Raw genomic sequence first — 23,710 nt, 5'->3', positions numbered from 1 at the left:
CTCCCTATCAGCGGAGGAAAATACTCCTGCGACCCTTAACGCACAGACCTCTATCCTCAGCCGTTTCGCCGCGGACCCGTAAAACTCCATGAAATATGTATTCGGCCCGGTTAATTCCCGTCGCCTGGGAATTTCCCAAGGCATTGATCTCGTTCCTCCCAAGATATGCAATTTCAACTGCATCTATTGCGAGATCGGCGCCACCACTACCCTCACCTGTACCCGCAAGGAGTATATTCCCCTCCCCGATCTTCTGGCGGAAATTGACACCGTCCTGGCGGACCGCCAACTCCTGAACCATCTTGATGTTTTCACCATCACCGCCAGCGGCGAACCCACCCTGCACAGCGGCATCGGCCAGGTAATCCGCTATCTCAAGAAAAAAGCCGACAAGCCGGTGGTGGTCCTGACCAACGGCTCCCTGCTCTACCTTCCGGAAGTGCGCCAGGACCTGCTGGCGGCGGATATCGTCATCCCCTCCCTTGATTCGGCAAGGGAGGAGAGCTACCGGCGCATCAACCGACCAGCGGCCTGCTCGCCCCTTGCCGAACTGATCGAAGGAATCATCACCTTCCGGAGGGAATTTTCCGGAAAACTCTGGCTGGAAATCCTCCTGGCCCGCCAAATCAACGACAGCCCGGAAGACATCGCGGCCCTGATCGCGGCGGTGCAAAAGATCCGACCGGACAAGGTACAGCTCAACACCGTGGCCCGGCCGCCGCTGGAAAGCTTTGCCAAGCCGCTGAGCCAGACGGAACTGGAAGCTGTTGCCCGCCAGCTTCCAGGAGAGGTGGAGATCCTGGTTGATTTTACCACCCGGGAGCGGGAAAAATTCCGAAATCTTTCCGAAGATGAAATTATTGAAATGCTGAAAAGAAGACCCTGCACGAGCACCGATGTCAGCGAGGCCCTCAATCTGGACCCGGACAGCACGCAGAGCATCTTACAACAACTGGCCGCAAGCGGCCGCATCATAGAGACGATACACCATGACAAACGATACTACCAAACCAGCAGATGAACGGCCAAACGGCCAGGGACCCGAGAACAACGGAGAAGAGCGCTCCATTCTCTCCCGGGTGAGCAAATGGTTGAAAAAGCCAGGCCGCCCCGGCGAGGAAGAAGGCCAAGCCGCCGGCCAGGCTTCCCCCGCAGCAGCCCCGGCTTCCGGCCAGAGCGCACCCGCTCCCTCCTCCGGCGAAACATCCAGGGCCGAGGGCGACACCACCTCCCCCACGGGCAGCAAGCCCCGCCGGAGGAAAAGACCGCCCCGGAGAAGGTCGAAAACCCCGAGGCCGGAAGGGCAGCAAGCCGCACCGGGCGGAGAGGGCGAACACGCCGCGCCAGCCGCCCCGCACGAAGCCGAAGCGGTGAAAGAGAAGCCCGCCACCCCGGCCAGACAGCCGCGCCAACGCCCGCCCAGAAAAGCCGCGGCGCGCAGTACGGAAGCTCCGAAGGCCACGGAGAGCAGACCGCCGGCCAAGGGCAATACCACCCTGAAGCTGCTGATCAACACCGATGAACCGGAAGAATGCCGTCTGGTCCTGCTGGAAAACGGCAAGGTGGAATCCTTTTACGTGGAAACGGTCAGCCAGGCGCAGACCAAGGGCAACATCTACAAGGGACGGGTCACTGCGGTTGAGGCCAACCTCCAGGCCGCCTTTGTCGATTACGGCACGGAAAAGAACGGCTTTCTGCCCTTCGGCGACATCCATCCCGAGTACTACGCCAACGAAGTTGCCGCGGACACCCACTGGAAGGATCTGCCCATCCAGGATGTCTTGAGCAAGGGGCAGGAGGTGCTGGTTGAGGTGGTCAAGGAGGCCACCGGAAACAAGGGCGCGACTCTCACCACCTATCTCTCCCTGCCGGGACGGTACCTGGTGCTCATGCCCGGCAGCGACAGCGCCGGGATCTCCCGCAAGATCGAGTCCGAGGAAGAACGCAACAAGCTGCGGGAGATGGTGGACAGCGTCAGCATCCCCGAGGGTATCGGCTACATCGTCCGCACCGCCAGCCAGGAGATCACCAAAACCGCGCTGGCCCAGGATGTCCGCTACCTCCTCAATCTCTGGAAGGAGATCAAGAAACAGGGGCAAACCCTGAAGGCCCCGGCCCTCTTGCACAAGGAACAGAACATCGTCTCCCGCTTCTTGCGCGACCATTTCACCTCCGAGATCGAAGAGATCCTGGTGGACGATGAAGAGGCCTTGGCCCAGGTCAACAACTTCCTGGAACTGCTGCCGGCGGCTCAGCGCAAATCGACCGTGGCCAAGCTCCACAAGGGAATCCAGCCCCTGTTCCACCAATACCATGTGGAAAAACAGATCGAGCAGATCTACCAGCCCACCGTGCCCCTGCACTCCGGCGGCTCCATCGTCATCAACCCCACCGAGGCGCTGGTCGCCATCGATGTCAATTCCGGCCGTACCGGCAAGGACAAGAGCTTTGAAGACGCCATCTTCCTCGCCAACATGGAGGCGGCCGAGGAATTATCCCGCCAACTGAGGCTCCGCGACCTGGGCGGCCTCATCGTCGTGGACTTCATCGACATGCGCGATTCCAAACACATCCGCGAGGTGGAGAAAAAGGTGCGCGACTCCATGAAACGAGACAAGGCCAAGGTGGATTTCTCCAAGATCTCCAAATTCGGCCTTATGCAGATCTCCAGGCAAAAGATGGCCGCCCCGGTCGCGGTGGGCAGCTACCGGATCTGCCCCCATTGCCAAGGACGCGGCATGGTCCGATCCGTGGAAACCCAGGCCCTGGTGCATTTCAGACATATCCAGACCGGAGTTACCAGAAAGGATGTCAAGCGGGTGGTTTGCCGCCTGCCCATGGAGGTTGCCCAGTACATCCTGAACAAAAAACGGGCTGATCTGATCGAATTGGAACAAGAGAATCAGGTCGAGATCAGCATTATCCCGGAAGCAAACATGCCGCCCACCGAGAGCAAGATCGACTTTCTTAAGGAATAAACTCCCCGCCGAGGCGTATGCCCCTGAGCATGCGCCTCGGTTCCGCACTTTTCTCCACCGCCCGCCCGCCTCTACGAGGAACTTGCCGAGCAAAAAAGGGAGCAGCCATGCGGCGACAGCTGCAGCTGCTGCCCGGAGTTTTCCCCCGATTTCCCGGGAAAACCCAATCAGCGTTTGCTTCCGCCTTTTTGATACCTAAACACCGCCCGGTTATGTTCCGCCAGATCGCGGGAGAAATAATGGGTTCCGTCGTTTTTTGAAACGAAATAGAGATAGGATTCCGAGGCAGGATGCAGTACCGCCTCAATGGCGGCACGGCCCGGATTGGCGATGGGTCCTGGAGGCAGACCGTTGATCAGATAGGTGTTATACGGGGTTGGCGTTGTCAGATCTTTCCGGGTGAGATTGCCGTCAAAGTCGACCAGGCCGTAAATTACGGTGGGATCGGTCTGCAGCCGCATCCGCTGCTGGAGGCGATTGACAAAGACCCCGGCGATGAGGGGCCGCTCTTCCGGGGCGGCGGTTTCCTTTTCCACGATGGAGGCCAGGGTGAGCACCTCGTGGGGGGAAAGACCCAAAACATTCTCACGCAAGTCGCCCAATTCCTGCCGCACCTGCCTGCCCCGTTCAACCATCATAATGACAATCTCCCTGGGATTCTGCCCGCGCAGCAGCTGGTAGGTGTCGGGGAACAGATAGCCCTCCAGGCTTGCCCCCCGCACCCCATACCGGGCAAGAATCTCCGGATCACGCACCAGACCGAGAAAAATCTCCCGCTCCCCCCAGCCGCCCTTGGCCAGGATATCGGCAAACTGATAGATGTTGGCGCCTTCGGGGATGGTGACCGACCAGCGCACGGTGGAGCCGGTGGCAATAATACTGAGGATTTGATACGGGGTTTGGCCGGAAGTAAAGCGATACTCCCCGGCCTGCAAGCGCTGGCTGAGCCGGGAGATTCTGGCGAGATAATAAAAGCTGCGGCCCGGCGGGATCACCCCGTTTTCAACCAGAATGGCCTGGATCCGACTGAGGCTTGTTTTGGGAGGAATCAGGACATGCAGCTCGGCCCCTGCCCGCATGGGCAGGGGGGTGATGGCGTAGGCCCAGAGCCAGAGGCCGAAGCCAGCCAGAACCAGGAAGAGCGCGCCAGCCAGGCAGACAGCCATGCGCCGGGTACCGCTGGGCGGCCGTCTGCCTTTTTTCTGGAACCCATTTCCCTGGCCCAAGAAGGTCATCTCCTGCGGGTTTTCACCATGCAACGAGGCAGCGCCGAATCGCGCTCTGCCTGCGTCGCTGTCTTAATCCTGAAAAACGATGGAAAGAATCCGATCCATGTTCTTCACGGGGACGAATTTGATCTTCTTGCGGAGATCCTCGGGAATCTCCACCAGATCCTTCTTGTTCTGCTCCGGGATGATCACCGTGGTGATCCCGGCCCGCAGGGCGGCCAAGGCCTTCTCTTTGAGACCGCCGATGGGCAGCACCCTCCCCCGCAAGGTAATCTCCCCGGTCATGGCCACATCCTGGCGCACCTTTTTCCGGGAAAGCGCCGAATACATGGCGGTGGCGATGGTCACCCCGGCGGACGGCCCGTCCTTGGGAATGGCGCCGGCCGGTACATGCACATGGATATCGATCTCCTCGAAATAATTATCGGCAAGCTTGAGCTTTTTCAACCGTGAGCGGCAGAAGCTCAGAGCGGCCTGGGCGGATTCCTTCATCACATCGCCCAGTTGGCCGGTCATGGTCAGGTTGCCGCGCCCCTTCAAGATGGAGATCTCGATATAGAGGATCTCCCCGCCCACCTCGGTCCAGGCAAGACCGGTGGCCATGCCCGGCTGGTCGATGATCTCGGTTTCCGACTCTGGTGTAAACTTGGGCGGGCCGAGAAACTTGCTCAGGGTCCGATCCGTGAGGGGAAAAGGCCCCTTGCTGCCTTCCGCGACCTTCCTGGCATTCTTGCGGCAGATGGTGCCGATCTCCCGCTCCAGATTCCGCACCCCTGCTTCCCGGGTATAGTTGGTGATGATCTTGGCCAGCACCACATCGTCGAACTTGAGATGCTTGGCGGTGAGGCCGTTTTCCTCAATCTGCCGGGGGACCAGATAACGGCGGGCGATCTCCACCTTCTCCTCAAGGGTGTAACCGGCCAGACGAATCACCTCCATCCGGTCATAGAGCGGAGCCGGGATGGTATCCGCCATGTTGGCGGTGGTGATGAACATGACCTTGGAAAGATCAAAGGGCATGTTGAGGTAATGGTCGGTAAAATCGGTGTTCTGGGCCGGATCCAACACCTCCAGCAGGGCGGAGGATGGGTCGCCCCGGTAGTCGGCGCCGACCTTGTCGATCTCGTCGAACATGAAGACCGGGTTGTTGGCCCCCGCCGTTTTCAACCCCTGGATGATCCGACCCGGCATGGCGCCGATATAGGTGCGGCGGTGACCGCGGATCTCGGCCTCGTCGTGCATGCCGCCCAAGGAAATACGGTGGAACTTCCGGCCCATGGCCCGGGCGATGGACTGCCCGAGCGAGGTCTTGCCCACGCCTGGGGGTCCGACAAAACAGAGGATCGGCCCCTTGGTCGTCTTGTTGAGCGAACGCACGGCCAAGTATTCAAGGATCCGCTCCTTGACCTTCTCCAGCCCGTAGTGATCCTCGTCCAGCACCGCCTTGGCGAGCTTGAGATCGATGCGGTCCTTGGTGCCCTTGCGCCATGGCAGGTCGAGAATCCAGTCGATATAGGTGCGGACAATGGAGGCCTCCGAGGCATCGGGATGCATGGTCTCCAGCCGTTTCAGCTGCTTGGCCGCCTCCTTCTTCACCTCGGGCGGCATCCGGCATTTGGCCAGCCTGTCCCGCAACTCCTCCATCTCCTGGGAGCGGTCATCGATATCGCCCAGTTCTTTTTTCAGGGCCTGCAACTGCTCGCGCAGGTAATACTCGCGCTGGGTACGGCTCATCTCCTCCTTGGCCTCGGACTGGATCTTGGCCTGCATGGTGGAGACTTCCAGCTCTTTTTGCAGATAGTCGGCCACCTTTTTCAAGCGCAGGGCCGGATCAAAGGTTTCCAGCACCGACTGGGACTCGGAAACCTTGAGCTGGAGGTTCGAGACCACCAGATCGGCGAGCCGCCCCGGCTCCTCCACGTTATTGAGGATAACCATGAGATCGGAAGACATGATGCCCTTGAGCGAGAGGATCTTTTCCGTCTGCTCGCGGACATTGCGCATCAGCGCCTCCATCTCCACGGAGACCTCCTCCTCCTCTTCATCCTGGATCAACTCGATCCGGGCGATATGGTGGGGCTCTTCCTGAACAAAGGATTCGACCCGCGCCTTGCGCAGGGCTTGAACCAGCACCTTGAGGCGGCCGTCCGGCAGCTTGAGGGTGCGCATGATCATGCAGACCATGCCCACATCATACATATCCTCGGCCTGCGGCTCGTCCAGAGAGGCGTCCCTCTGGGTAACGAGCATGAGGAGTTTGTCCTTGCTCATCGCATCGTTGACCGCACCCACCGAAGCAGGCCGGCCGACAAAGAGGGGGATGATCATATAATTGAAGATAACCACATCACGTACCGCCATGAGCGGCAATTCCCCGGGGATCTCCTGCCCTTCGGAATCATGAAAATCATTCAACTCTGAGGTCATGGAATCATTAATATCCACAACATGCCTCCAGGTTATATTTTATCGACAAACCACCCTTGACGAAACAAGAGGGTGGCGAAGAGAACAAGGGTTTAAGTTTGGCAACATAAGCACGCCTCCCCATGAAGTCAAGGCGATATCCGCTGAGCGGGAGCAGCCCTGAAATCTGCTTGAAGAAATCGTGGTTTTGCACCATAGTACCCCTGCGTCCGGCAGAGTGTTCCACCCCGGGACGACAGAGAGCATTTAAGCAATCATGCCATGACGGCCAACAAAAAACAACCGGCAACCGATCCCGATGAACCTTACAAACGCTTCTTTTTTTGATCTCAGCCACTATGTGCATGCCTCTCTTTTCGTCGCGGAGGAATACCCCTGGCAGGCGCTGGCCCGGCTGAAAAGCTATATGACGGAGTATCCCTGGCCGCAAATCGCTTGGCCGCAAAACCCAGGCCCCCTTCCGGCCACCCTGGTTCTCCACGACACGCTGTTGCTTGCAGCCACCGACCTCACCATCGAATTTGGTGACGCCACCAAGGGCAGGCTCAAGGTTTTCCGCGAGGGCGTGCTTCTGGAAGGAGCCAGCGTTCTCATGGCCGGGGCGGTATTGGCCGGCGGCCCGCTCAGTATAGGGAAGGGGGTGCTGGTGGAATCCGGGGCCTTCATCAAGGGTCCGGTGATCATCGGCGATCAGAGCGAGATCCGGCAGGGCGCCTATCTGCGGGGCCATTGCCTGGTGGGTGCGCGCTGCGTGGTCGGCCATGTCACCGAGGTCAAGCACGCAATCTTCCTCGACGATGCCAAAGCCGGGCATTTCGCCTATCTGGGCGACAGCATCCTGGGCAACGAGGTAAACTTGGGGGCTGGAACCAAACTGGCAAACCTGCGCTTCACCGGCGGGGATGTCCTGGTGAAAACCCCGGACGGCCCCATCAGTTCGGGATTACGCAAATTCGGGGCAATATTTGGCGACAAGGTACAGACAGGCTGCAATGCGGTGACCAACCCCGGCACGGTGCTCGGGAAAAAATCCATTGTCCTGCCCAACACCACTGCGCCTTCCGGCTGGCACACCAGCAACTCGCTGATCCGGTAACCATTCGGCAGCACCGCATCTGCTTCGCACTCTCGCTGAGCTATCTTCGGCCTGATCCGCTCAGGCTAAACCGCCCCATTTATTTCAAAATAATGGGCCAGCCCGAGGATGAACTCCAGCGAAATAGCGATAACCAGGAAAAAACGCAGCGACCTGCTGAACGGCAGCCGCTCTTTGACCAAGCGTTGCAGAACGGCGACAATCACCAACGTGGCCCCCAGATTGATCGGCGCCACGGAGAGGATATGGATCAGGGTTTCCACGATGGAATGCATGGCCCGCCCGGGAAAATAACGGACACTGGCCAGCAGATAGACAATACCCAGGATAGCCAGGGTAATATGCTCCTGTATCTTTTGCATGTGCAGCCTGTTGTTTAATTTTATTCACATATTCCCCTTGGCTCTACCCGGGGAGATTTCCAGCCCATTGTAACAGGAATTACAAATGAGACAATCGCTCAACGCCCTTTTTTCTCCGGAAACCAGCCCCCATCCCTCTGACCTGCAACCCTTCCGGCTCCTGTGCGACGCCCTCTTCTTTTATACTCTGCCGGACGCGAACACCCCCCTGGCCGACAAAAACGAAACACCCGAGTCCAGCATAGGATACACGCCGGTGCAGCTTTCCGACAGAGAGCAGGATCGTTTCCACTCCCTGGCCAAAGAACTCAGGGGCCATGAAGCGGAATTCCACAGCGGACTTCTCGCCTCTCTTTCCGCCGGACATGCTGACCGGGACGAGGCCACGGTCGGCGCCCTGGCTGCAAGCCTGCGCTCCGGCACGCCAACCGACCGGCCGCAACAAGCAGAGAACGAAGTGCTCTGGCAGGCCATGCTCATCCTGAAGCTGGCGGAGATGTTCCGGGAGGAAGAGCGGGAAATCAACCAAGGCTTCATGGCCATCTCGGGCAAGGAAGCGGAACTCTTTGCCGCCATCCGGGGCGACGCGTCAGGGGAAGAGGAGGAAGACGAAGAAGAGGGGCAGGCCCTCCGGGAACTTGCTGCAAGCGCGGGGCCAAGCGGCCCGACGATCAACGTGGCCCGGCTGATCAAGGCCTGGGGCCGCCTCTACACCCGGGATCCCAGGGCACCGGAGTTTCCCCTGCTGGTGACGACCCACGAAGAGGTCCAGGGCCTGCTCGCCGAGAGGTATGAGGCTCTCACCGGCAAGCCTTCCAGGCTGCTGGTCAGCCTCATCCTGCCGACCCAAAAAGAAAACATGGCAGATGACGCCCAGACTGAAGCATTGAAAACCGCCATCGAGGCTGCCCGGGTCCATTTCAACCGGGAGCTGCTCGGGGTTGCCGCCAGCGGGACAATCTCTGCCGAGCAGCTTACAGCCCTGCAAGGGGCTGGGAACGAACTGAACCGGGCCTCCCTGCCGTTTTTGGAAAACCGGCCGACCGAAAAGGGTCTGCGTTTTTACGCCTACGAGGGGACCACCCTCAGAGACCTTTTTACCGAACTGACCGGAACCCCCATGGCCAAACCGAAACAAGGGCCGGCGACAACCACCGGGCTGCTCGCGGTTCTCAGCTGAATCTTCTACCGGTAAGGGTTGATGGTCAGCACCGGGCAGGGCGCGGTTTTGACAATCTTTTCCGCCACGCTGCCGAAAAGGATCTTATCCAGTCCTTTGTATCCATGGGTGCCCATGACAATCAGGTCGGCCTTCTCTGTCCCGGCATAGCGATTGAGCTCCTCGACCACGTCGCCGCTCAGGATCGCCGTGGTATGGGGAACCGAACCATTAAGGGTTTCCACCACAAAACTCTTCATCTTTTCCGTGGCGCTTTTGATCATCTCCTCTTCCAGCTGGATGATGGGCATGTGGGGCACGAAAAAACCGGAATAATCGTCAAAGCTCTGCACCACAAAAACAACCGCCAGCTCTGCCTTGAACTTGGCGGCAAAATCAGCGGCCGTAGCGAGAATCTTTTGCGAATTCTCTGAAAAATCCACGGGAACCAAAATCTTTTTAATTTCGTTCATTTCCCCTCCTTATGGTATAGATGTCACAATTCAGCCATGACCGCGACCTTGGGCCAAGCCTGGTCGCATTTCCTCTCTCCTTGATCAGGCTAGCAGAATGCTTTTCCCCTTGTCAACAGGAGAGAAATCCCCTTGAATCCTGAGCCAGAGTAAAGCCAGATGTCCACGTCCCTCTCCGATACCATGGCCGAAATCTTTGCCCAAGGCGGCATCCTGGCCCAAAAACTGCCCGGCTACGAATCGCGCCCCAGCCAGCTCCGCATGGCCGAAGCCATTGCTGCCACTCTGGAACTGTCGGAAGAGGAACGGTTGGGTCAGCCGGGGATGCTGGCGGTAGAGGCGGGTACCGGCACCGGCAAGACCCTGGCCTATCTTGTCCCGGCCATCCTCAGCGGCCAGAAAGTGGTGGTTTCCACCAATACTCTCAACCTGCAGGACCAGATTCTCACCAAGGAAATCCCCTTCATCCGAAAACACCTTGCCCCAAACCTGAACGCCCTCTGCATCAAAGGCAGACAAAACTACCTCTGCCTCTACCGCTGGCAGCAGTTCCTGGCTTCACCCCAGCGAAATCTCTTTGCCGACGACCGCGACACCCAGCGGCTCGCCGACTGGCTTGAAGAAACCGAAAACGGCGACCGGAGCGAACTCTCCTGGCTGGCGGACAATGCCCCGCTCTGGCAGGCTATCACCGCCTCGGCCAGCCAGTGCCTGGGCACCAACTGCCCGGACAATTCCTCCTGCTTCATCACGCAGCTACGCAAAAAAGCGGGCCAGGCCCAGCTGCTGGTGGTCAACCACCACCTCTTCTTTTCCGACCTTGCCCTGCGCCGTTTCGGCCATGCCGAGGTTCTGCCCCGCTACGAATCGGTGATCTTCGACGAGGCCCATCACCTGGAAAGCGTCGCAACCCAATACTTCGGCACCTCCTTCAGCCATTATCAGGTGGTGGATCTGGTTAAGGATCTGGAAACCGCAGCCCAAGCCGATCTGGTGGGCCGCGCCAAGGACGGAGTTATCCAAACCGCCCGGGCACTGGCCAAACAGGTCGATCTCTTTGCCGAGCTTTTCCCCAGGGAGCGGGGCCGTTTCTCCCTGCTGCAATTCATCGACCGCTTCCCCGGCTGGGATGAAGAACGGCAACGGTTCATCGACCAGATCAAGGGGCTCTGCAATCAACTGGCCAAAACGGCCATGAACGGGGAGTCCTGGCAAGGCATGCAGCGGAGGGCGGAAGAGATGCTGGCCTCCTTCACCACCATCACCCAAGCGCAAGACTCCTCCTCGGTCTACTGGTACGAGCGGCGGGAAAAAACCGTGGCCCTGTCCGCCTCGCCCATTGACATTGCCTCAGAGCTGCAGGATTTCCTCTACGCACAGACCCGAAGTGTGATTTTCACCTCAGCCACCCTGACCACGGACAATACCTTCACCTACTTTGCCAACCGCATCGGCTTGCCCAAAAACACCCCAACCATAACCCTGACCACCCCCTTTGATTACGCACAGCGGACCCTGCTCTTTGTGCCGGGCAAGGGGTTTCCAGAGCCCCAGGCCCGGGAGTTTCCGGCCGCTACCCAGCAACTGATGCAGGAGTTGATCATGGCGGCCAACGGGAGGACCCTCGTACTTTTCACCAGCATCAACGCCATGCGCGCGGCCCACGAGGTTTTCCTCGGCCGCCTGCCATTTCCGGTGCTGATGCAGGGGGAGGCGCCCAAGGCCCGACTGCTTGAGCAGTTTCAGGAACAGACCCATTCCGTCCTCCTGGCGGTGGCCAGCTTCTGGGAGGGGGTGGATGTGGTGGGCGAATCGCTGAGCTGCGTGATCATCGACAAACTTCCGTTTGAAGTCCCCTCGGACCCTGTTATTATGGCCCGCATGGAACGGATCAAAAATGAGGGCGGCAACCCCTTCTTCGACTTTCAAATCCCCCGCGCCATCCTGACCCTGCGCCAGGGTGTGGGCCGGTTGATGCGCAGCTCCACCGACCGGGGGGTGCTTGCCATCTGCGATGTCCGCCTCTTTAGCAAGCAGTATGGCAGACTCTTCTTGAAAAGCCTGCCCCAGAGCCCGATCTGCCGAGAACTTGGTCCGGTGCGGGATTTTTTCCAGGAGGAATCATAACCATTCAGCCGCACCGCAGCTGCTTTGTCATCACCCTGCTCGCATAGGCTGGCTATAGCTTGCAGACCTCTTCCGCGCATCTGCAGCACTGCTGAACGTTTACCATACTAGGACTAGCCGAAAATTATGAAAACGATTACGGAGAAAAGATCATGAACAACTCCGAGCTGCTTGCGCTTTTCAAAGAAAAGGCGGTGCAAATCGACGCGGTGATGGAGGCTGATCTGGCCATCGTTGAAAGCCCGCTCCTGGCCCAGATCATCCGCCATGCCATCTTCCAGGGCGGCAAGCGCATCCGCCCGCTGCTCACCCTGCTGGCCGCGAGCCTGGTCGGGACTCCCCCTGAAGATACCCCGCGCTTGGCCATTTCTTTCGAGTATCTCCATGCGGCCAGCCTGCTGCACGATGATGTCATCGATCACGCCACCCTGCGGCGGGGGGCCAAAACCGCCAATACTCTCTGGGGAATGGAGCCGGTCATCCTGGCCGGGGATTATCTGCATGCCCATGCCATGGCCCTGGCCAGCGAGGTGGGCGGCCCGACAGCCATGTCCCTAATCGGCCGCGCCACGGCGGCCATGGTCGAGTCGGAATTTATGCAGATGCACAACGCCACAGAGATGCTCATCTCCGAGGAAAAATATTTCCAGGTCCTGATGGGCAAAACCGCCGCCCTCATTGCCGCGGCCTGCGAGGCGGGCATTGGTCACAACCAGGGCTCCCCCGCCCAACGGATCGCCCTGCGCACCTATGGGACCAACCTGGGCTTGGCCTTCCAGATCGTTGACGACCTGCTGGATTATCTCGGCGACCCGGCCAAGACCGGTAAGGTGGTGGGCAACGATTTCCAGGAAGGCAAGATGACCCTGCCCCTGATCAAGACCCTGGCAAAGGCCGAAGCCCCAGATCGCGAACGGCTGATCGCTTTACTCAAGGGAACACCCCAGGAACGCAGCCGAGAACTGCCTCACGCCCAGGCCATCATCGAAAAATACCAGGGATTTTCCCTGGCCAGGGAGCAGGCGGAAGCACTGATCCAAGAGGCGCTTGCCGGACTTACCATCTTCGGCGAGGCACCGGCTAAGACGCCTCTGGCCGGCTTGGCCCACTATGTCTTAAGCCGGGACAAGTAAGCGATGCCCAAGGGCTCCTCCAAAAAACCCGCCCGGAAAGGGGCGAAAAAGAAGGGGGACCGAGGTGTCGGCTTCTTCTGCCTGTTCTTTTTTGTGGTTGCGACCCTGGCCGGTGGCGCCTATTTCATGCTGCTCTTTCCGGGCAAGTCGGGGGAAATTACCCCTCCCCAGCTGAGCGAACAGGCCAAGAAGAAACCTCTTCCCCAGGCGCAACCGGTCGTGCCCCCCCACAAAAAAACGGCAAAAAAGCCACGGTCGGACAAACCCCTTGTGGCCATCGTCATTGACGATATGGGCAATCGACAGAATACCGGCAGGGCCGCCATCGCCCTAGACCTGCCCCTTTCCTTCGCCTTCCTGCCAGGGACCCCATTTTCCGCGGAGTTGCAAAAACAGGCCCGAGCCAAAGGGAGCGATATCCTTCTCCATCTGCCCCTTGAGCCCATGGACCCAAAGTGGAATGGCAGCCCCGGCACCCTAACCACGGCCATGAGCCCGGAAACCATGCGGACCCTTTTCAATGAGGACCTGCAAACGGTGCCCAACGCCATCGGGATCAACAACCACATGGGCTCCCGTTTCACCTCCAACCCCGAGGCCATGCGGACCCTGTTGGCCCTCGTCCGGAACCGCAACCTTTTTTTCCTGGACAGTGTGACCGCACCCCAGTCCGTTGCCACGGATCTTGCCCGGGAAATGGGGGTTAAAACAGAACGCCGCACCGTCTTTCTCGACAACGACCAGAATCCGGACAAGATCAGGGCCCAACTTGAGCTTCTGGTCAAGCTCGCCGGAGAGCATGGACAGGCGGTGGGCATCGGCCATCCCTATCCGGCCACGGTAGAGGCCCTGCGCCGCTACCAGACCCAGTTGCGCAGCCGCACCGAAATGGTCGGTATCCACCGCCTCGTGCGCTGAGGCAGAGCAGGCAGAGATCTGCACAAAAAAAAAGGGGGAACGAATCCTCTCCGTTCCCCCTACTTGCCCCAATGTCCTTTGGCCATCATTCTGGCCCGGTCATCGGTTAAAAATCGGTAAAATTTTCATCCTCTCCACCGGTTGTCGGCAACATCTTCGGCGCTGACACAGCCCGGCTCTTGCCACCCTTTTGCCCCGATGGCGTCGCAAGACGCCTCGGGGCAGTGCTGCCCATTCTTTTGATCTGCGCGGTGCCCATCTTCACCTGCTTGGCCTGTGCACCATAGATCACGCCTGCCATGTCCGCGACATGCTCCTGCGCCTGACCGCACTGGGAATGCAGCTCTTCGGCCGCGGAAGCAGACTCCTCAGCACTGGCGGCAATCCGCTGCACCACCTGATCCATCTCGAAAATGGCCTTGTTGATCTGGGCGATACCGCCGGCCTGCTCCTTGGAGGCCTCGCTGATCTCGCTGATCAAGGCGCCCACCTTTTCGGTGCTGCCGGAGACCTGGGAAAAAGCGGTACTGGTCCTCTCCACCAGCTGGGCACCGGCACCGATCTTTTCCACCGTCCCCTCAATGAGGGTTGCGGTATTCTTGGCAGCCTCGGCGGCACGCATGGCCAGGTTTCGCACCTCATCCGCCACCACGGCAAAACCGGCGCCGGCTTCCCCGGCCCGGGCCGCCTCAACCGCGGCATTGAGCGCCAGCAGATTGGTCTGGAAGGCAATCTCATCGATGGTCTTGATGATCTTCTGGGTATCCTGGCTGGCCTTGGAGATCTCCGCCATGGAACGGGTCAGCTCCTCCATGGCCGCCCCAGCCTCCGCCACCACCTTGTGGGCATCCTTCATATGGCGGTCCGCTTGGCTGGCATTGTCGGCATTCTGCTTGGTCATGGAGGCCATTTCCTCCATGGAGGCGGAGGTTTCCTCGATGGCGGCGGCCTGCTGGGAGGTCCCGTCCGCCAGCATCTGGCTTGAATCGGCAATCTGATTGGAGGCCTGGTCCACCTGGGCAGACCCCTCGGTAATGCCGGAAATGGCCCGGATCAGAGGCACGGTGATGCCCCGGGTGATAAAGATGGCGGCAAGAACCCCGAAGAGTATGCCGAAAATGGAGAGACTGATGGTGGAAGCATTGATGACGGAGATAGCTTTTTCAAGCTTCTGATCTTCCTCGGCAATATCCTTATCCGCAATCTCTCTGATCTGGGTCAGCAGCCCCTTGATCTCGCCGTAGGCGGAGAGGGCCTTGGTATTGTATACCTGCTTGGCCCCGGCAATATCCCCGGCACCATAAGTGTGGCCTATTTCAATGGCCGACTCGTGCAGTTTCTTGTGCGGCCCCTCAATGGCCTTGAGCAGTTCCGCCTCTTGGCCGCCCTCCTGCAACATGGCCTGGGTCTTGTCGCTGTATAGCCATTTCCCGAAGCCGCACTTATGATCGTCGGTTTCCACCTCCAGCTTGGACACACCGTCCCGGAGGAAAATCTCGTTGACCTTGTTCAGCCAGTTGAGATGGTCGATCTGTTTTTCCAGAAGAAAACTCTTGTCCGTATTATGTTCCAGCAGGAGATGGGAATGCCCTTCAATAGTCCGCAGGCCGAAAAAGCTGCCCAACGAAATAACCCCAAGCAACACGAGAAAGATTCCAAATCCCCCACCGATCTTTACCTTTATAGAGACATTGCCGCCGATCATCTACATCCTCCCTTGTTGTTTACCCTTGCATCCCCTCTTTCTTTTCCACCCATACGGTTTATTATCAGCAGAACGCTTTTTGAATGTAAATTGTTTTTCCCCCAACCCACTGTTTTTCCTGCAATTAGCACCTTGCGAAGGTCAGGGTTCCCTAACCCTTCGTTTCCTGCTCGCCTGAGCGCAAATTCTCGATTACAGTTATTGTCGCAGTTTTTGAGAGATCAAACACTTTTCTCGCTTTGCTCCTCCGGAGGCCCTGCCGTGCAGCTCATCTCCCTCAATATCGGGATCCCCACAGTCGAAAATTTTCATGGCCGGGAGATTGTTACCGGCCTCTGCAAACTCCCTGTCCATAGGAGCCTGTTCCTCACGAAAACGGGCTTTCTCGGCGACGGGGTGCAGAAAAAAAACGCCATGGCGGGGAGGACAACAAGGCGGTTTGCGCGGACAATGGTGGCCACTCCCCCACTGGGAAACGGTGCTTGCGGCCCCGGCGCTTTCCACCTCCTGGCGGGAATCTTTTCAGGACCTGCTGAACAATTGCGCCACCGTCTGGCCTGACCAAGTCCCTGGACACCCAAGAAACCCTTGCCAATGACTCTTTTTAAACAGAATGGATGAATACGCCATGCCGCCCATCATCACCGTAACCACTGATTTCGGCCTGCAGGATGAATATGTGGGGGTCATGAAAGGGATTCTGGCCGCTCAGGCTCCCCAAGCGCAACGCATCGACCTTTGCCATACGATTGCCCCTCAGGATATTGCCCAAGGGGCCTTTCTGCTCCAGGCAGCAGCCCCGTATTTCCCTCACGGCACCATCCATCTCGCCGTGGTCGATCCCGGGGTGGGAACCGCGCGCGAGCTCCTGATTGTGCGGGCCATGGACCACTATTTTCTTGCCCCGGACAACGGGTTGCTCACCCCTTTTCTTGGTGAATCCCTTTTCCAGCATGCGATCTTCATCGACTGCCCGCACCTGTATCGTCGGCCGCTGAGCGCCACCTTTCACGGCCGGGACATCCTCGCCCCGGTCGCAGCCGCCCTGGCCAATGGTGCCGACCTCTCCCGCCTTGGCAGGCAAGCACTTAAGGAAAATCTTATAAAACTTGCATCCCCCACCTTGCAAATTGACCGGATTCATGGCAACATAGCGGGGTCCGTGATCCACATCGATCATTTCGGCAACCTGACCACCAATATCCACCAGGGTGTTCTTGCCGACCTGAAAGCTGATCCGGCGTCCATCCAGATCTTTCATAAGAATCAGCAAGTGACCGGCCTGACAAGCGCTTACGCATCGCGGCCGGACAACCGAGTTCTTGCCCTCATCGGCAGCCGCGGCTATCTTGAATTGGCTGTTAGCAAGGGGAATGCGGCAAAGATTCTTGAGGGAAAGGTGGGTGATCCCGTGCGGGTGACGCTCTCACAAGGAGCCTAACTTTTTCAGTTTACAGAGAAGAGGCCCCGCACGATTTACAGCTCAACTTCAGGGAAGGAAACAGCCCCATGCACGACCAGCATATCGAGGATATTGCCAAGCTCCTCAAGACCATGTCGCACCCCATCCGCCTGAAGATCCTCTGCCTGTTGCAGGCCGGGGAATTGACCGTGGGCGACATCCACAAAGAAGTGCACACCACCAATGCCAATGTCTCCCAGCATCTCTCCATCCTCCGCAACCAGGGGATAATCGCCTACCGCAAGGATGCGAACTTCATCTACAACCGGATCGCCGAAGGCAGGGTGACCGAATTGATCAAAAACATGCGGGAACTCTTCTGCGAAGTTCCCTGAGTTCAAACACCATTAAGGAGATGCTCCTATGATCATCACGGACTGGGTTCATGTTTTTGCCGGCGCCTTCATCCTGATCAGCCTGGCCCTGGGCACCTGGATTCACCCCTACTGGTATTTCCTCACCGCTTTTGTCGGGGCGAATCTTTTCCAATACGGCTTTTCCAAGTTTTGCCCTTTGGCCATGATCCTCAAGAAACTCGGGGTACCGGAAAGCCGTTCCGGTCAGAGCTGCTGCAGCAAATAGACCGCCCAAGCAAGTACCGGGAGGGGGAGCGCTCTATCTCCCCCCTCCATTTTCTCCCCATGCCTTGACCGTGACCGCGCTCTCGATTACCCTGCAGTTCTGTTGACTTTCCTCTTCAATCAGTATTGAAATCCCGGCAGGCTATTGACCCCCTGCTTTTTTCTGCCGTCAAGTGCGACACGGGATGCCTCGTCATTGCAGCATGCGCACCCGTGTCTTGTTTTCTTGTCAACTCAATTCCAACCAGTGTCGTTCTGCCCTCGTTTCCCCTCGCGGAAACCCTTTTTTTTTCGGGGCAGCACTGTCAGTTTCAGGAGTAGCCATGGACATCTCGATCTTTACCGCAAAATACCTCAAAAAAACCAACCCGCGGATCTTCAAGCGCATTGGCCTGGCCCAGGATATCGAAGAGCTGCGCGGCCAGCTCATTGATTTCACCTTCAACGTGGAACAGCAGGCCGTGGAAGAGGCCAGCAGCGATGACGCCAGCCTGCTGGCCCGCATCCGCGATTGCGGCTTTTCCTTTCGCACCATCCTCAAAAAAGGTTCCGAGCAGGCCGCAGGCTTCAGTATCCTCCAGGCCCTCTGGGATATCGGCCATGATCTCCCGCGGCCGGAACTCTCCCCTGCCTTTTTTGCCGATCTCCTCCATCTGCTCCTTGGCATGCAGGGCCAAGCGCTTCGCAAGGCGCCGGACGCCATCCACCTGACCGCGGTGGGATCAAGCGGGAGAAAGGCGGCAGTCAAGCGTTCCCGCCAGCTGGACAATCTCTGGGATGAAGTGGACCGCCGCATGTCCGCCTATCCGTCCGGTCTTGAGGAGAAGGCGATACTGCGGCGACAGGCACGACGGGAAAAGATCCTCTCGGTGTTGGGCGGCAGCCTGGAAAATTGGCACGATTGGCGCTGGCAGATCCGGCACATTGTCCGCGATCTTGCCACCTTGGAAAAGATGGTGAAACTCAGCGGTTCGCAACGCAACGCCCTGAAGGCGGCCAAGGAAAATCGGCTCCCCTTCGGGATCACCCCCCATTACCTTTCCCTGATGGATGATGAAATCGGGAGCAAGCGGGATGCGGCCATCCGCGCCCAGGTGCTGCCGCCCATGAGCTATGTGAAGGAAATCGCCGCGGTGGAAGATGTCTCCTGCCTCGATTTCATGGGCGAGGAGGACACCTCTCCCTTTGATCTCGTTACCCGGCGCTATCCGGCGATCTGCATCCTCAAGCCCTACAACACCTGCCCCCAGATCTGCGTCTATTGTCAACGCAACTGGGAGATCGACGATGTCATGGCCAGCGGCGCCTTTGCCGGCATGGAAAAGGTCGATGCCGCAGTCCAGTGGATCTCCGATCATCCCGCGATCCACGAAGTGTTGATCACCGGCGGCGATCCCCTGGCCATGGGCAATGAGGCCCTGGCCGCCATCCTGGCCAAGGTGGCGGAAATCCCTACGGTGGAACGCATCCGCATCGGCAGCCGGACCCTGGTCACCATGCCCATGCGGATCACGGAAGGGCTGGCCGCGCTGATCAGCCAATACCGTGAGCCGGGCCGCAGGGAGGTGACGATTATGACCCATGTCCAGCATCCCTACGAAGTGACGCCGGATACGGTTGCCGCGGTAAACAAATTCCGGCTGCGCGGCATCCCGGTCTACAACCAGTTGGTCTACACCTACTACGCCTCAAAACGGTTCGAGGCCGCCGCCCTGCGCCGTCTCCTGCGCTTGATCGGCATTGATCCCTATTACACCTTCAACACCAAGGGCAAGGACGAGACCCTTGCCTACCGCACCCCCATTGCCAGGCTTCTCCAGGAGCAGCAGGAAGAGGCCCGCCTCCTGCCGGGCTTGGCCAGAACCGACGAAGCGGTCTTCAATGTCCCCAGACAGGGGAAAAGCTACCTGCGCGACCGGGGATACCGTAATTTTCTCACCATTCTTCCCGACGGGGCGCGGGTATACGAATTTCATTCCTGGGAAAAAAAGGTCGCTCAAGACACCTCCACCTTCATCACCACGGACGTGCCGATCCTCCACTATCTGGAACGGTTGAGCAAGGACGGGGAAAGCGTTTCCGACTACGAAACCATCTGGCACTATTTTTAAGGGAAGGAAAGGTCGGAAGATCTCAATGGGGACCTAACCGGAAGCCAGCAAGACAGGGCGCTTAGCCCAGGGAAGAGCCCTTCCGGATCGCCGCAAGAATGGTCCGGCCAATCGGGATAAACCCTTCCTTGGCCCGGCCAGGATCCGGCGCATACAGCAAGCGGCCCAGGACCGCAACCTGACCCATCTCGCCGATGGTCCGCATATTATCCGCAACCAGCAGCGCATCTTCCTCCGGCGCACCATCGGAAAACACCACGCCCAGGACGGGGATCTCCCGGTGGCGCAGCGCCGCAAGGGTCAACAGGGTATGATTGATGGTGCCCAAGCCGCTCTTGGCCACCACCAGAGTGGGGATCTTCAACTCGGCAAGAAGATCGATGAGCAGCAGGTCCCGGCGCAGCGGCACCATCACCCCGCCTACCCCTTCCACCACCAGCAGTTCATGGAGACCACACATCTCCCGGAAATTCCTGCGGATCGACTCCGGCTCGACAACCCGGCCCTCCTGCTCTGCGGCAAGATGGGGCGAGGCGGGCAGGGCGAAATGATGCACCACCTGACTGCTGACCAGCTCCGGGACAAGGGACACCCCCGCCATACCCAGGCATTGCGCCAAATCGGCGGGCGGATATTCCGACCCGGTGGCCGCCCATTTCTGATAGCCGCCCTGGATTCCCTCTTTCAGAAGAAAATCCAGCAGGAGCCCGCAGAGATGGGTCTTGCCCACATCGGTTCCGGTGCCGGCGACAAAGATCGCGTTCATTGTTCCCCCTTAACGACAAAGGCCTGATAGGTGACCGGATACCCGCAATAGGTTGCCTGAAACCAGGCGTCGAGCTGCTGCAGCCGCCCCCGGGTCAATGGCGCCGGCAACTGCCCCCCCCCGGTACCGGTCTTGCGGATATGGTCCAGCAGCTCAAGCAGCGAGGGATAGTTTTTGACCCTGCTTTCTTCCTGCACGGAAAAACGGGGAAAGATCTCCGCCAACATGGACTCCAGATCCTTGCCGGGGGGAAACCCGTGGGGCGGCAGACGCACCTCCCGGCCAAAGACCTGGCTCAGCCCCTGGGCCAACTCAACAAAAGTCCTGGGGCCGAAGAGCACCCCGGCAAAGCATCCTTTCTCGGAAAGCAGCCCACCGATTCGGCGCAAGGCCCCTCCGACGTCATCAAACCACTGCAGGGTGGAGTTGGCGCAGATCAGCTCAAAATGCCCGGAGCACCCGGAGAGAAACCGTTCCCCGTCCTCGCACAGCACGGAAACATTGCGCTTCTCTGCCAACCGCTTTCCAGCCAGCCGGGCCATGCCTTCGGCAAAATCCAGGGCAGTGATCCGCGCCTCCGGATAGCGGACGGCGAGCAGAGCGGTGAAATGCCCGGTGCCGCAACCTATCTCCAGTATCCGTTCCACCCCCGTTCCCTCGGGAAGCTCCCGGAGCAAGCGAGCGGCCAGATCCTTCTGCGTCTCGGCATGGGCGTCGTAGGTCCCGGCGGCTCGGGAAAACCGTTGCCGGATTCTTTGCTTCCGCGAATCACTCACAAACAATACACTCCGGGTCAAGAAAAAGAGCATGCCCGCCATGCTCAAGGATTTTGGTGCCGGCTCCGGAGATCACTCCCTGTTCCGTTACCGGGGCGATGATGTCCCGCCGCCCATGCCAGCAGGAAACCGGGCATGACATCCCTTGCTTGGGCAACCGCCATTGGGCCAGATAGTCGAGGCCCCGGCCAAGAAGCTGCATATCGAGAGAAGCCAGCAAGGGTTCCTGTTGCTCGGCCACAAAGCGACGGGATTCTTTTTTATACCCCAAAAGACTCTTCCGGTAAAAATCCCGTAAAAAAGAGAGGGGCTCAGCCGCCAGACCCTGGCGGATGGCTTCTATTTCCGAGGCTGGCCAGGAAGACCGCATGCCCAGCAGGCTCAGGGACGCTACTTTCCTGGGAAAGGCGCGGGCACAATCCACCGCCAGGTTAGCGCCCATGGACCAGCCGACCAGATGAATGGCAGCCAGATTATGTTCGCCAAGAAAAGCGAGAATCTCCGCCTGCGCGGTGGCAGGGTCCAGCGGCGCAAGCGGCCTTGCCCAGGAAAATCGCCTTTCCGCCAGATCGAGCACCTGTCCGGGAAATCCCCAGCCGGGCAGAAAAAGGACAGGAGGGTGCAACGATGTTGCGCCCTCCTCTGCATCATAAATCCAGCGTTGCACCATCACTGTTCAGATCTCAAGGTGTTAGAAAAACGGTTTACCCCGGGGCCAGGCAAGAAAACATACCGCTCCCCTGGTGTTCCCGTGGCCGCTGTGGCAGAATAATGGGGTATACTCATGAAAAACGCATCTCGAAAGGTTGGCTCGCAAGCAGAAATTCATCGTCTCTATACTGGCCCACATCCTACTATGGAAGGCGCAAATTCTCAAGCCAACCCTGAGAGTCCCTCTTGCCCTTGCCTTAAGCCCATGGCAGTATGGCATGCAATGATCCAACAGGAGAAAGAGCATGGCTGATTATGATTATGATCTCGGCATCATCGGCGGCGGCGCGGCCGGACTCACCGTCGCCTCCGGCGCGGCGCAGCTTGGGGCCAAGACCCTGCTGGTGGAAAAAGAAGCGGCCCTGGGCGGCGATTGCCTCCACTACGGCTGCGTGCCGAGCAAGACCCTGATCAAGACGGCCCATGTCTATCATCTCATGAAAAACGGGCCGAAATTCGGCCTCCCAGCCATTACCCCGCCGGAGGTGGATTTCCGCCAGGTCGCCGCCCGGATCCAGTCGGTGATCAGCGTTATCCAGAAGCATGATTCGGTGGCGCGGTTTTGCAAGCTCGGGGCCCAGGTGGAATTCGGCAACCCGGTGTTCACCGATGAACACGCCATGCAGCTGGGAGGCAAATCCATCTCCGCCCGCGCCTGGGTCATCGCCACCGGCTCCTCCGCAACCATTCCCCCCATCGCAGGATTGGCCACAACCCCCTATCTCACCAACCGCGATATCTTCTCGCTGGAGAGACTGCCCGCCACCCTGATCATCCTCGGCTGCGGCCCCATTTCCGTGGAAATGGCCCAGGCCTTTTGCCGACTCGGTTCCAAGGTGACGGTGATCCAGCGCAGCGACCAGATCCTGAGCAAGGAAGACCGGGATATGGCCGAGATCGTCCAGCAGGCGCTGGAGGAGGAGGGGGTAACCTTTCTGCTCAACACCTCGGTGGTCCGAGTAGCCGATCTGGGCAACGAACGGGAGGTGGTGGTGAAAAATGCGGCAGGCGTTACCACGCGCCTTAAGGGTGAAGCGATCCTGGTCGCCATGGGCCGCTCCCCCAACGTGGCGGGGCTCGGACTGGAGAAAATCGATGTCCCTTTCGATCAGAGAGGGATTGCGGTGAACCGCTCTCTGCGGACCAGCCACCGCCATATCTATGCAGCCGGCGACGTCATCGGCGGCTATCAGTTCACCCATGTTGCAGGCTACGAAGGCGGGGTGGTGTTGAGCAAGGCGATCTTTCATCTGCCCAAAAAGGTTGATTACTCCCTGGTGCCCTGGTGCACCTATACCCATCCGGGTCTGGCCTCCATCGGCCTCAACGAAAAAAGAGCCCAAAAAGCCGGGATCGACTACACGGTGTGGAGCGAGGAGTTCAGCAATAACGACCGGGGGTTGGCCGAGGGAGAAAGTGTCGGGAGGATCAAGTTGTTGCTGGGCCGAAGGGGAAAACCGCTGGGCGTGCAGATTCTCGGCCCCCAGGCCGGGGAGCTCTTGGGCGAGTGGGTTGCGGTGATGAACGGCGGGATGAGCCTGTCGAAGATTGCCTCGGCCATCCACCCCTACCCCACCTTGGGGGAGATCAACAAAAGGGTGGTCGGCTCGATTTTTTCCAAAAAGATATTTTCCGCGCCGGTACGCAAGGGGCTCAAGTTCTTTTTCGGCTTCAGAGGTCCGGCCTGCAAATAGGA

General features: G+C 59.0%; 21 protein-coding genes. 13 read left to right on the top strand and 8 right to left on the bottom strand.

Annotated elements, in window-relative coordinates; translation table 11 throughout:
• Positions 1-88: 88 nt before the first annotated feature.
• Together OLX77_RS06830 and OLX77_RS06825 are read left to right on the top strand one after the other, a co-directional pair.
• Positions 89-1,021 (top strand): radical SAM protein, encoded by a 933-nt coding sequence (locus tag OLX77_RS06830; RefSeq protein ID WP_307632849.1) that lies wholly within the window; start codon positions 89-91, stop codon positions 1,019-1,021.
• Complete coding sequence (locus OLX77_RS06825; protein WP_307632848.1) at positions 990-2,978, top strand: Rne/Rng family ribonuclease; 1,989 nt, start codon at positions 990-992, stop codon at positions 2,976-2,978. Before OLX77_RS06830 ends, OLX77_RS06825 begins: the two co-directional genes overlap by 32 nt.
• Before the next feature lie 167 nt (positions 2,979-3,145).
• Here the strand turns inward: OLX77_RS06825 and mltG are convergent, their stop codons facing one another.
• Entirely contained in the window at positions 3,146-4,204 is a 1,059-nt protein-coding gene (mltG, locus tag OLX77_RS06820) for an endolytic transglycosylase MltG (RefSeq protein ID WP_307632847.1), read from the bottom strand.
• Positions 4,205-4,276: 72 nt separating this feature from the next.
• Complete coding sequence (gene lon / locus OLX77_RS06815; RefSeq protein WP_371877496.1) at positions 4,277-6,634, bottom strand: endopeptidase La; 2,358 nt, start codon at positions 6,632-6,634, stop codon at positions 4,277-4,279.
• A gap of 298 nt (positions 6,635-6,932) precedes the next feature.
• On the opposite strand from lon, the gene OLX77_RS06810 reads away from it, so the two are divergent.
• On the top strand, positions 6,933-7,730 hold the full coding sequence (locus OLX77_RS06810; RefSeq protein WP_307632845.1) for an acyltransferase: 798 nt from the start codon (positions 6,933-6,935) through the stop codon (positions 7,728-7,730).
• A gap of 65 nt (positions 7,731-7,795) precedes the next feature.
• On the opposite strand, the gene OLX77_RS06805 is transcribed toward OLX77_RS06810, so the two are convergent.
• Positions 7,796-8,092, bottom strand: coding sequence for a hypothetical protein (locus tag OLX77_RS06805; RefSeq protein WP_307632844.1), 297 nt, complete (start codon positions 8,090-8,092; stop codon positions 7,796-7,798).
• Between the two features lie 85 nt (positions 8,093-8,177).
• Here OLX77_RS06805 and OLX77_RS06800 point away from each other — a divergent pair, with 85 nt between their 5' ends.
• Entirely contained in the window at positions 8,178-9,272 is a 1,095-nt protein-coding gene (locus OLX77_RS06800; RefSeq protein ID WP_307632843.1) for a hypothetical protein, read from the top strand.
• Between the two features lie 5 nt (positions 9,273-9,277).
• On the opposite strand, the gene OLX77_RS06795 is transcribed toward OLX77_RS06800, so the two are convergent.
• Positions 9,278-9,724 (bottom strand): universal stress protein, encoded by a 447-nt coding sequence (locus OLX77_RS06795; protein WP_307632842.1) that lies wholly within the window; start codon positions 9,722-9,724, stop codon positions 9,278-9,280.
• Between the two features lie 159 nt (positions 9,725-9,883).
• Here OLX77_RS06795 and yoaA point away from each other — a divergent pair, with 159 nt between their 5' ends.
• The 3 genes from yoaA (at position 9,884) to OLX77_RS06780 (ending at position 13,902) form a co-directional block, all read left to right on the top strand.
• Entirely contained in the window at positions 9,884-11,851 is a 1,968-nt protein-coding gene (gene yoaA, locus OLX77_RS06790; RefSeq protein ID WP_307632841.1) for a DNA repair helicase YoaA, read from the top strand.
• 152 nt (positions 11,852-12,003) lie between these two features.
• Positions 12,004-12,984: a polyprenyl synthetase family protein gene (locus OLX77_RS06785; protein ID WP_307632840.1), complete on the top strand. Its 981-nt coding sequence runs from the start codon at positions 12,004-12,006 to the stop codon at positions 12,982-12,984.
• Between the two features lie 3 nt (positions 12,985-12,987).
• Complete coding sequence (locus tag OLX77_RS06780; protein WP_307632839.1) at positions 12,988-13,902, top strand: divergent polysaccharide deacetylase family protein; 915 nt, start codon at positions 12,988-12,990, stop codon at positions 13,900-13,902.
• Positions 13,903-14,008: 106 nt separating this feature from the next.
• On the opposite strand, the gene OLX77_RS06775 is transcribed toward OLX77_RS06780, so the two are convergent.
• The gene (locus OLX77_RS06775; protein WP_307632838.1) at positions 14,009-15,607 is read right to left on the bottom strand and encodes a methyl-accepting chemotaxis protein; all 1,599 of its coding nucleotides are present in this window, start codon (positions 15,605-15,607) and stop codon (positions 14,009-14,011) included.
• Positions 15,608-15,917: 310 nt separating this feature from the next.
• On the opposite strand from OLX77_RS06775, the gene OLX77_RS06770 reads away from it, so the two are divergent.
• The 5 genes from OLX77_RS06770 (at position 15,918) to OLX77_RS06750 (ending at position 19,761) form a co-directional block, all read left to right on the top strand.
• On the top strand, positions 15,918-16,205 hold the full coding sequence (locus OLX77_RS06770) for a 3-alpha domain-containing protein (RefSeq protein WP_371877465.1): 288 nt from the start codon (positions 15,918-15,920) through the stop codon (positions 16,203-16,205).
• 30 nt (positions 16,206-16,235) lie between these two features.
• Positions 16,236-17,048 (top strand): SAM hydrolase/SAM-dependent halogenase family protein, encoded by an 813-nt coding sequence (locus OLX77_RS06765; protein ID WP_307632836.1) that lies wholly within the window; start codon positions 16,236-16,238, stop codon positions 17,046-17,048.
• A gap of 68 nt (positions 17,049-17,116) precedes the next feature.
• Positions 17,117-17,404, top strand: coding sequence for an ArsR/SmtB family transcription factor (locus tag OLX77_RS06760; protein ID WP_307632835.1), 288 nt, complete (start codon positions 17,117-17,119; stop codon positions 17,402-17,404).
• Positions 17,405-17,432: 28 nt separating this feature from the next.
• Entirely contained in the window at positions 17,433-17,651 is a 219-nt protein-coding gene (locus OLX77_RS06755; RefSeq protein WP_307632834.1) for a YgaP family membrane protein, read from the top strand.
• 322 nt (positions 17,652-17,973) lie between these two features.
• Complete coding sequence (locus tag OLX77_RS06750) at positions 17,974-19,761, top strand: KamA family radical SAM protein (RefSeq protein ID WP_307632833.1); 1,788 nt, start codon at positions 17,974-17,976, stop codon at positions 19,759-19,761.
• A gap of 61 nt (positions 19,762-19,822) precedes the next feature.
• On the opposite strand, the gene bioD is transcribed toward OLX77_RS06750, so the two are convergent.
• Genes bioD through OLX77_RS06735 form a run of 3 tightly spaced genes read right to left on the bottom strand, consistent with a single transcriptional unit; the run spans position 19,823 to position 21,928 of the window.
• The gene (gene bioD / locus OLX77_RS06745; RefSeq protein ID WP_307632832.1) at positions 19,823-20,527 is read right to left on the bottom strand and encodes a dethiobiotin synthase; all 705 of its coding nucleotides are present in this window, start codon (positions 20,525-20,527) and stop codon (positions 19,823-19,825) included.
• A complete protein-coding gene (locus OLX77_RS06740; RefSeq protein WP_307632831.1) occupies positions 20,524-21,303 on the bottom strand; it encodes a methyltransferase domain-containing protein in 780 nt (259 codons plus the stop codon). The genes bioD and OLX77_RS06740 overlap by 4 nt, the downstream gene beginning before the upstream one ends.
• A complete protein-coding gene (locus OLX77_RS06735) occupies positions 21,296-21,928 on the bottom strand; it encodes an alpha/beta fold hydrolase (RefSeq protein ID WP_307632830.1) in 633 nt (210 codons plus the stop codon). The genes OLX77_RS06740 and OLX77_RS06735 overlap by 8 nt, the downstream gene beginning before the upstream one ends.
• 331 nt (positions 21,929-22,259) lie before the next feature.
• Here OLX77_RS06735 and OLX77_RS06730 point away from each other — a divergent pair, with 331 nt between their 5' ends.
• Complete coding sequence (locus OLX77_RS06730; RefSeq protein WP_307632829.1) at positions 22,260-23,708, top strand: dihydrolipoyl dehydrogenase family protein; 1,449 nt, start codon at positions 22,260-22,262, stop codon at positions 23,706-23,708.
• Positions 23,709-23,710 lie beyond the last annotated feature (2 nt).

This window comes from Thiovibrio frasassiensis (assembly GCF_029607905.1).
Taxonomy (GTDB): domain Bacteria; phylum Desulfobacterota; class Desulfobulbia; order Desulfobulbales; family Desulfurivibrionaceae; genus Thiovibrio; species Thiovibrio frasassiensis.
The sequence above is the reverse complement of the archived record's forward strand: the minus strand, read 5'-3'. Positions and strand labels throughout refer to the sequence as shown.

What these genes read in the sequence shown, in the direction of transcription:
- OLX77_RS06770 (WP_371877465.1), top strand. Translation starts at nt 15,918, where the DNA reads ATGGCCGGGAGATTGTTACCGGCCTCTGCAAACTCCCTGTCCATAGGA.
- OLX77_RS06810 (WP_307632845.1), top strand. Translation starts at nt 6,933, where the DNA reads ATGAACCTTACAAACGCTTCTTTTTTTGATCTCAGCCACTATGTGCAT.
- OLX77_RS06755 (WP_307632834.1), top strand. Translation starts at nt 17,433, where the DNA reads ATGATCATCACGGACTGGGTTCATGTTTTTGCCGGCGCCTTCATCCTG.
- OLX77_RS06800 (WP_307632843.1), top strand. Translation starts at nt 8,178, where the DNA reads ATGAGACAATCGCTCAACGCCCTTTTTTCTCCGGAAACCAGCCCCCAT.
- OLX77_RS06785 (WP_307632840.1), top strand. Translation starts at nt 12,004, where the DNA reads ATGAACAACTCCGAGCTGCTTGCGCTTTTCAAAGAAAAGGCGGTGCAA.
- yoaA (WP_307632841.1), top strand. Translation starts at nt 9,884, where the DNA reads ATGTCCACGTCCCTCTCCGATACCATGGCCGAAATCTTTGCCCAAGGC.
- OLX77_RS06765 (WP_307632836.1), top strand. Translation starts at nt 16,236, where the DNA reads ATGCCGCCCATCATCACCGTAACCACTGATTTCGGCCTGCAGGATGAA.
- OLX77_RS06730 (WP_307632829.1), top strand. Translation starts at nt 22,260, where the DNA reads ATGGCTGATTATGATTATGATCTCGGCATCATCGGCGGCGGCGCGGCC.
- OLX77_RS06780 (WP_307632839.1), top strand. Translation starts at nt 12,988, where the DNA reads ATGCCCAAGGGCTCCTCCAAAAAACCCGCCCGGAAAGGGGCGAAAAAG.
- OLX77_RS06830 (WP_307632849.1), top strand. Translation starts at nt 89, where the DNA reads ATGAAATATGTATTCGGCCCGGTTAATTCCCGTCGCCTGGGAATTTCC.
- bioD (WP_307632832.1), bottom strand. Translation starts at nt 20,527, where the DNA reads ATGAACGCGATCTTTGTCGCCGGCACCGGAACCGATGTGGGCAAGACC.
- lon (WP_371877496.1), bottom strand. Translation starts at nt 6,634, where the DNA reads ATGACCTCAGAGTTGAATGATTTTCATGATTCCGAAGGGCAGGAGATC.
- OLX77_RS06750 (WP_307632833.1), top strand. Translation starts at nt 17,974, where the DNA reads ATGGACATCTCGATCTTTACCGCAAAATACCTCAAAAAAACCAACCCG.
- OLX77_RS06795 (WP_307632842.1), bottom strand. Translation starts at nt 9,724, where the DNA reads ATGAACGAAATTAAAAAGATTTTGGTTCCCGTGGATTTTTCAGAGAAT.
- OLX77_RS06760 (WP_307632835.1), top strand. Translation starts at nt 17,117, where the DNA reads ATGCACGACCAGCATATCGAGGATATTGCCAAGCTCCTCAAGACCATG.
- OLX77_RS06805 (WP_307632844.1), bottom strand. Translation starts at nt 8,092, where the DNA reads ATGCAAAAGATACAGGAGCATATTACCCTGGCTATCCTGGGTATTGTC.
- OLX77_RS06775 (WP_307632838.1), bottom strand. Translation starts at nt 15,607, where the DNA reads ATGATCGGCGGCAATGTCTCTATAAAGGTAAAGATCGGTGGGGGATTT.
- OLX77_RS06825 (WP_307632848.1), top strand. Translation starts at nt 990, where the DNA reads ATGACAAACGATACTACCAAACCAGCAGATGAACGGCCAAACGGCCAG.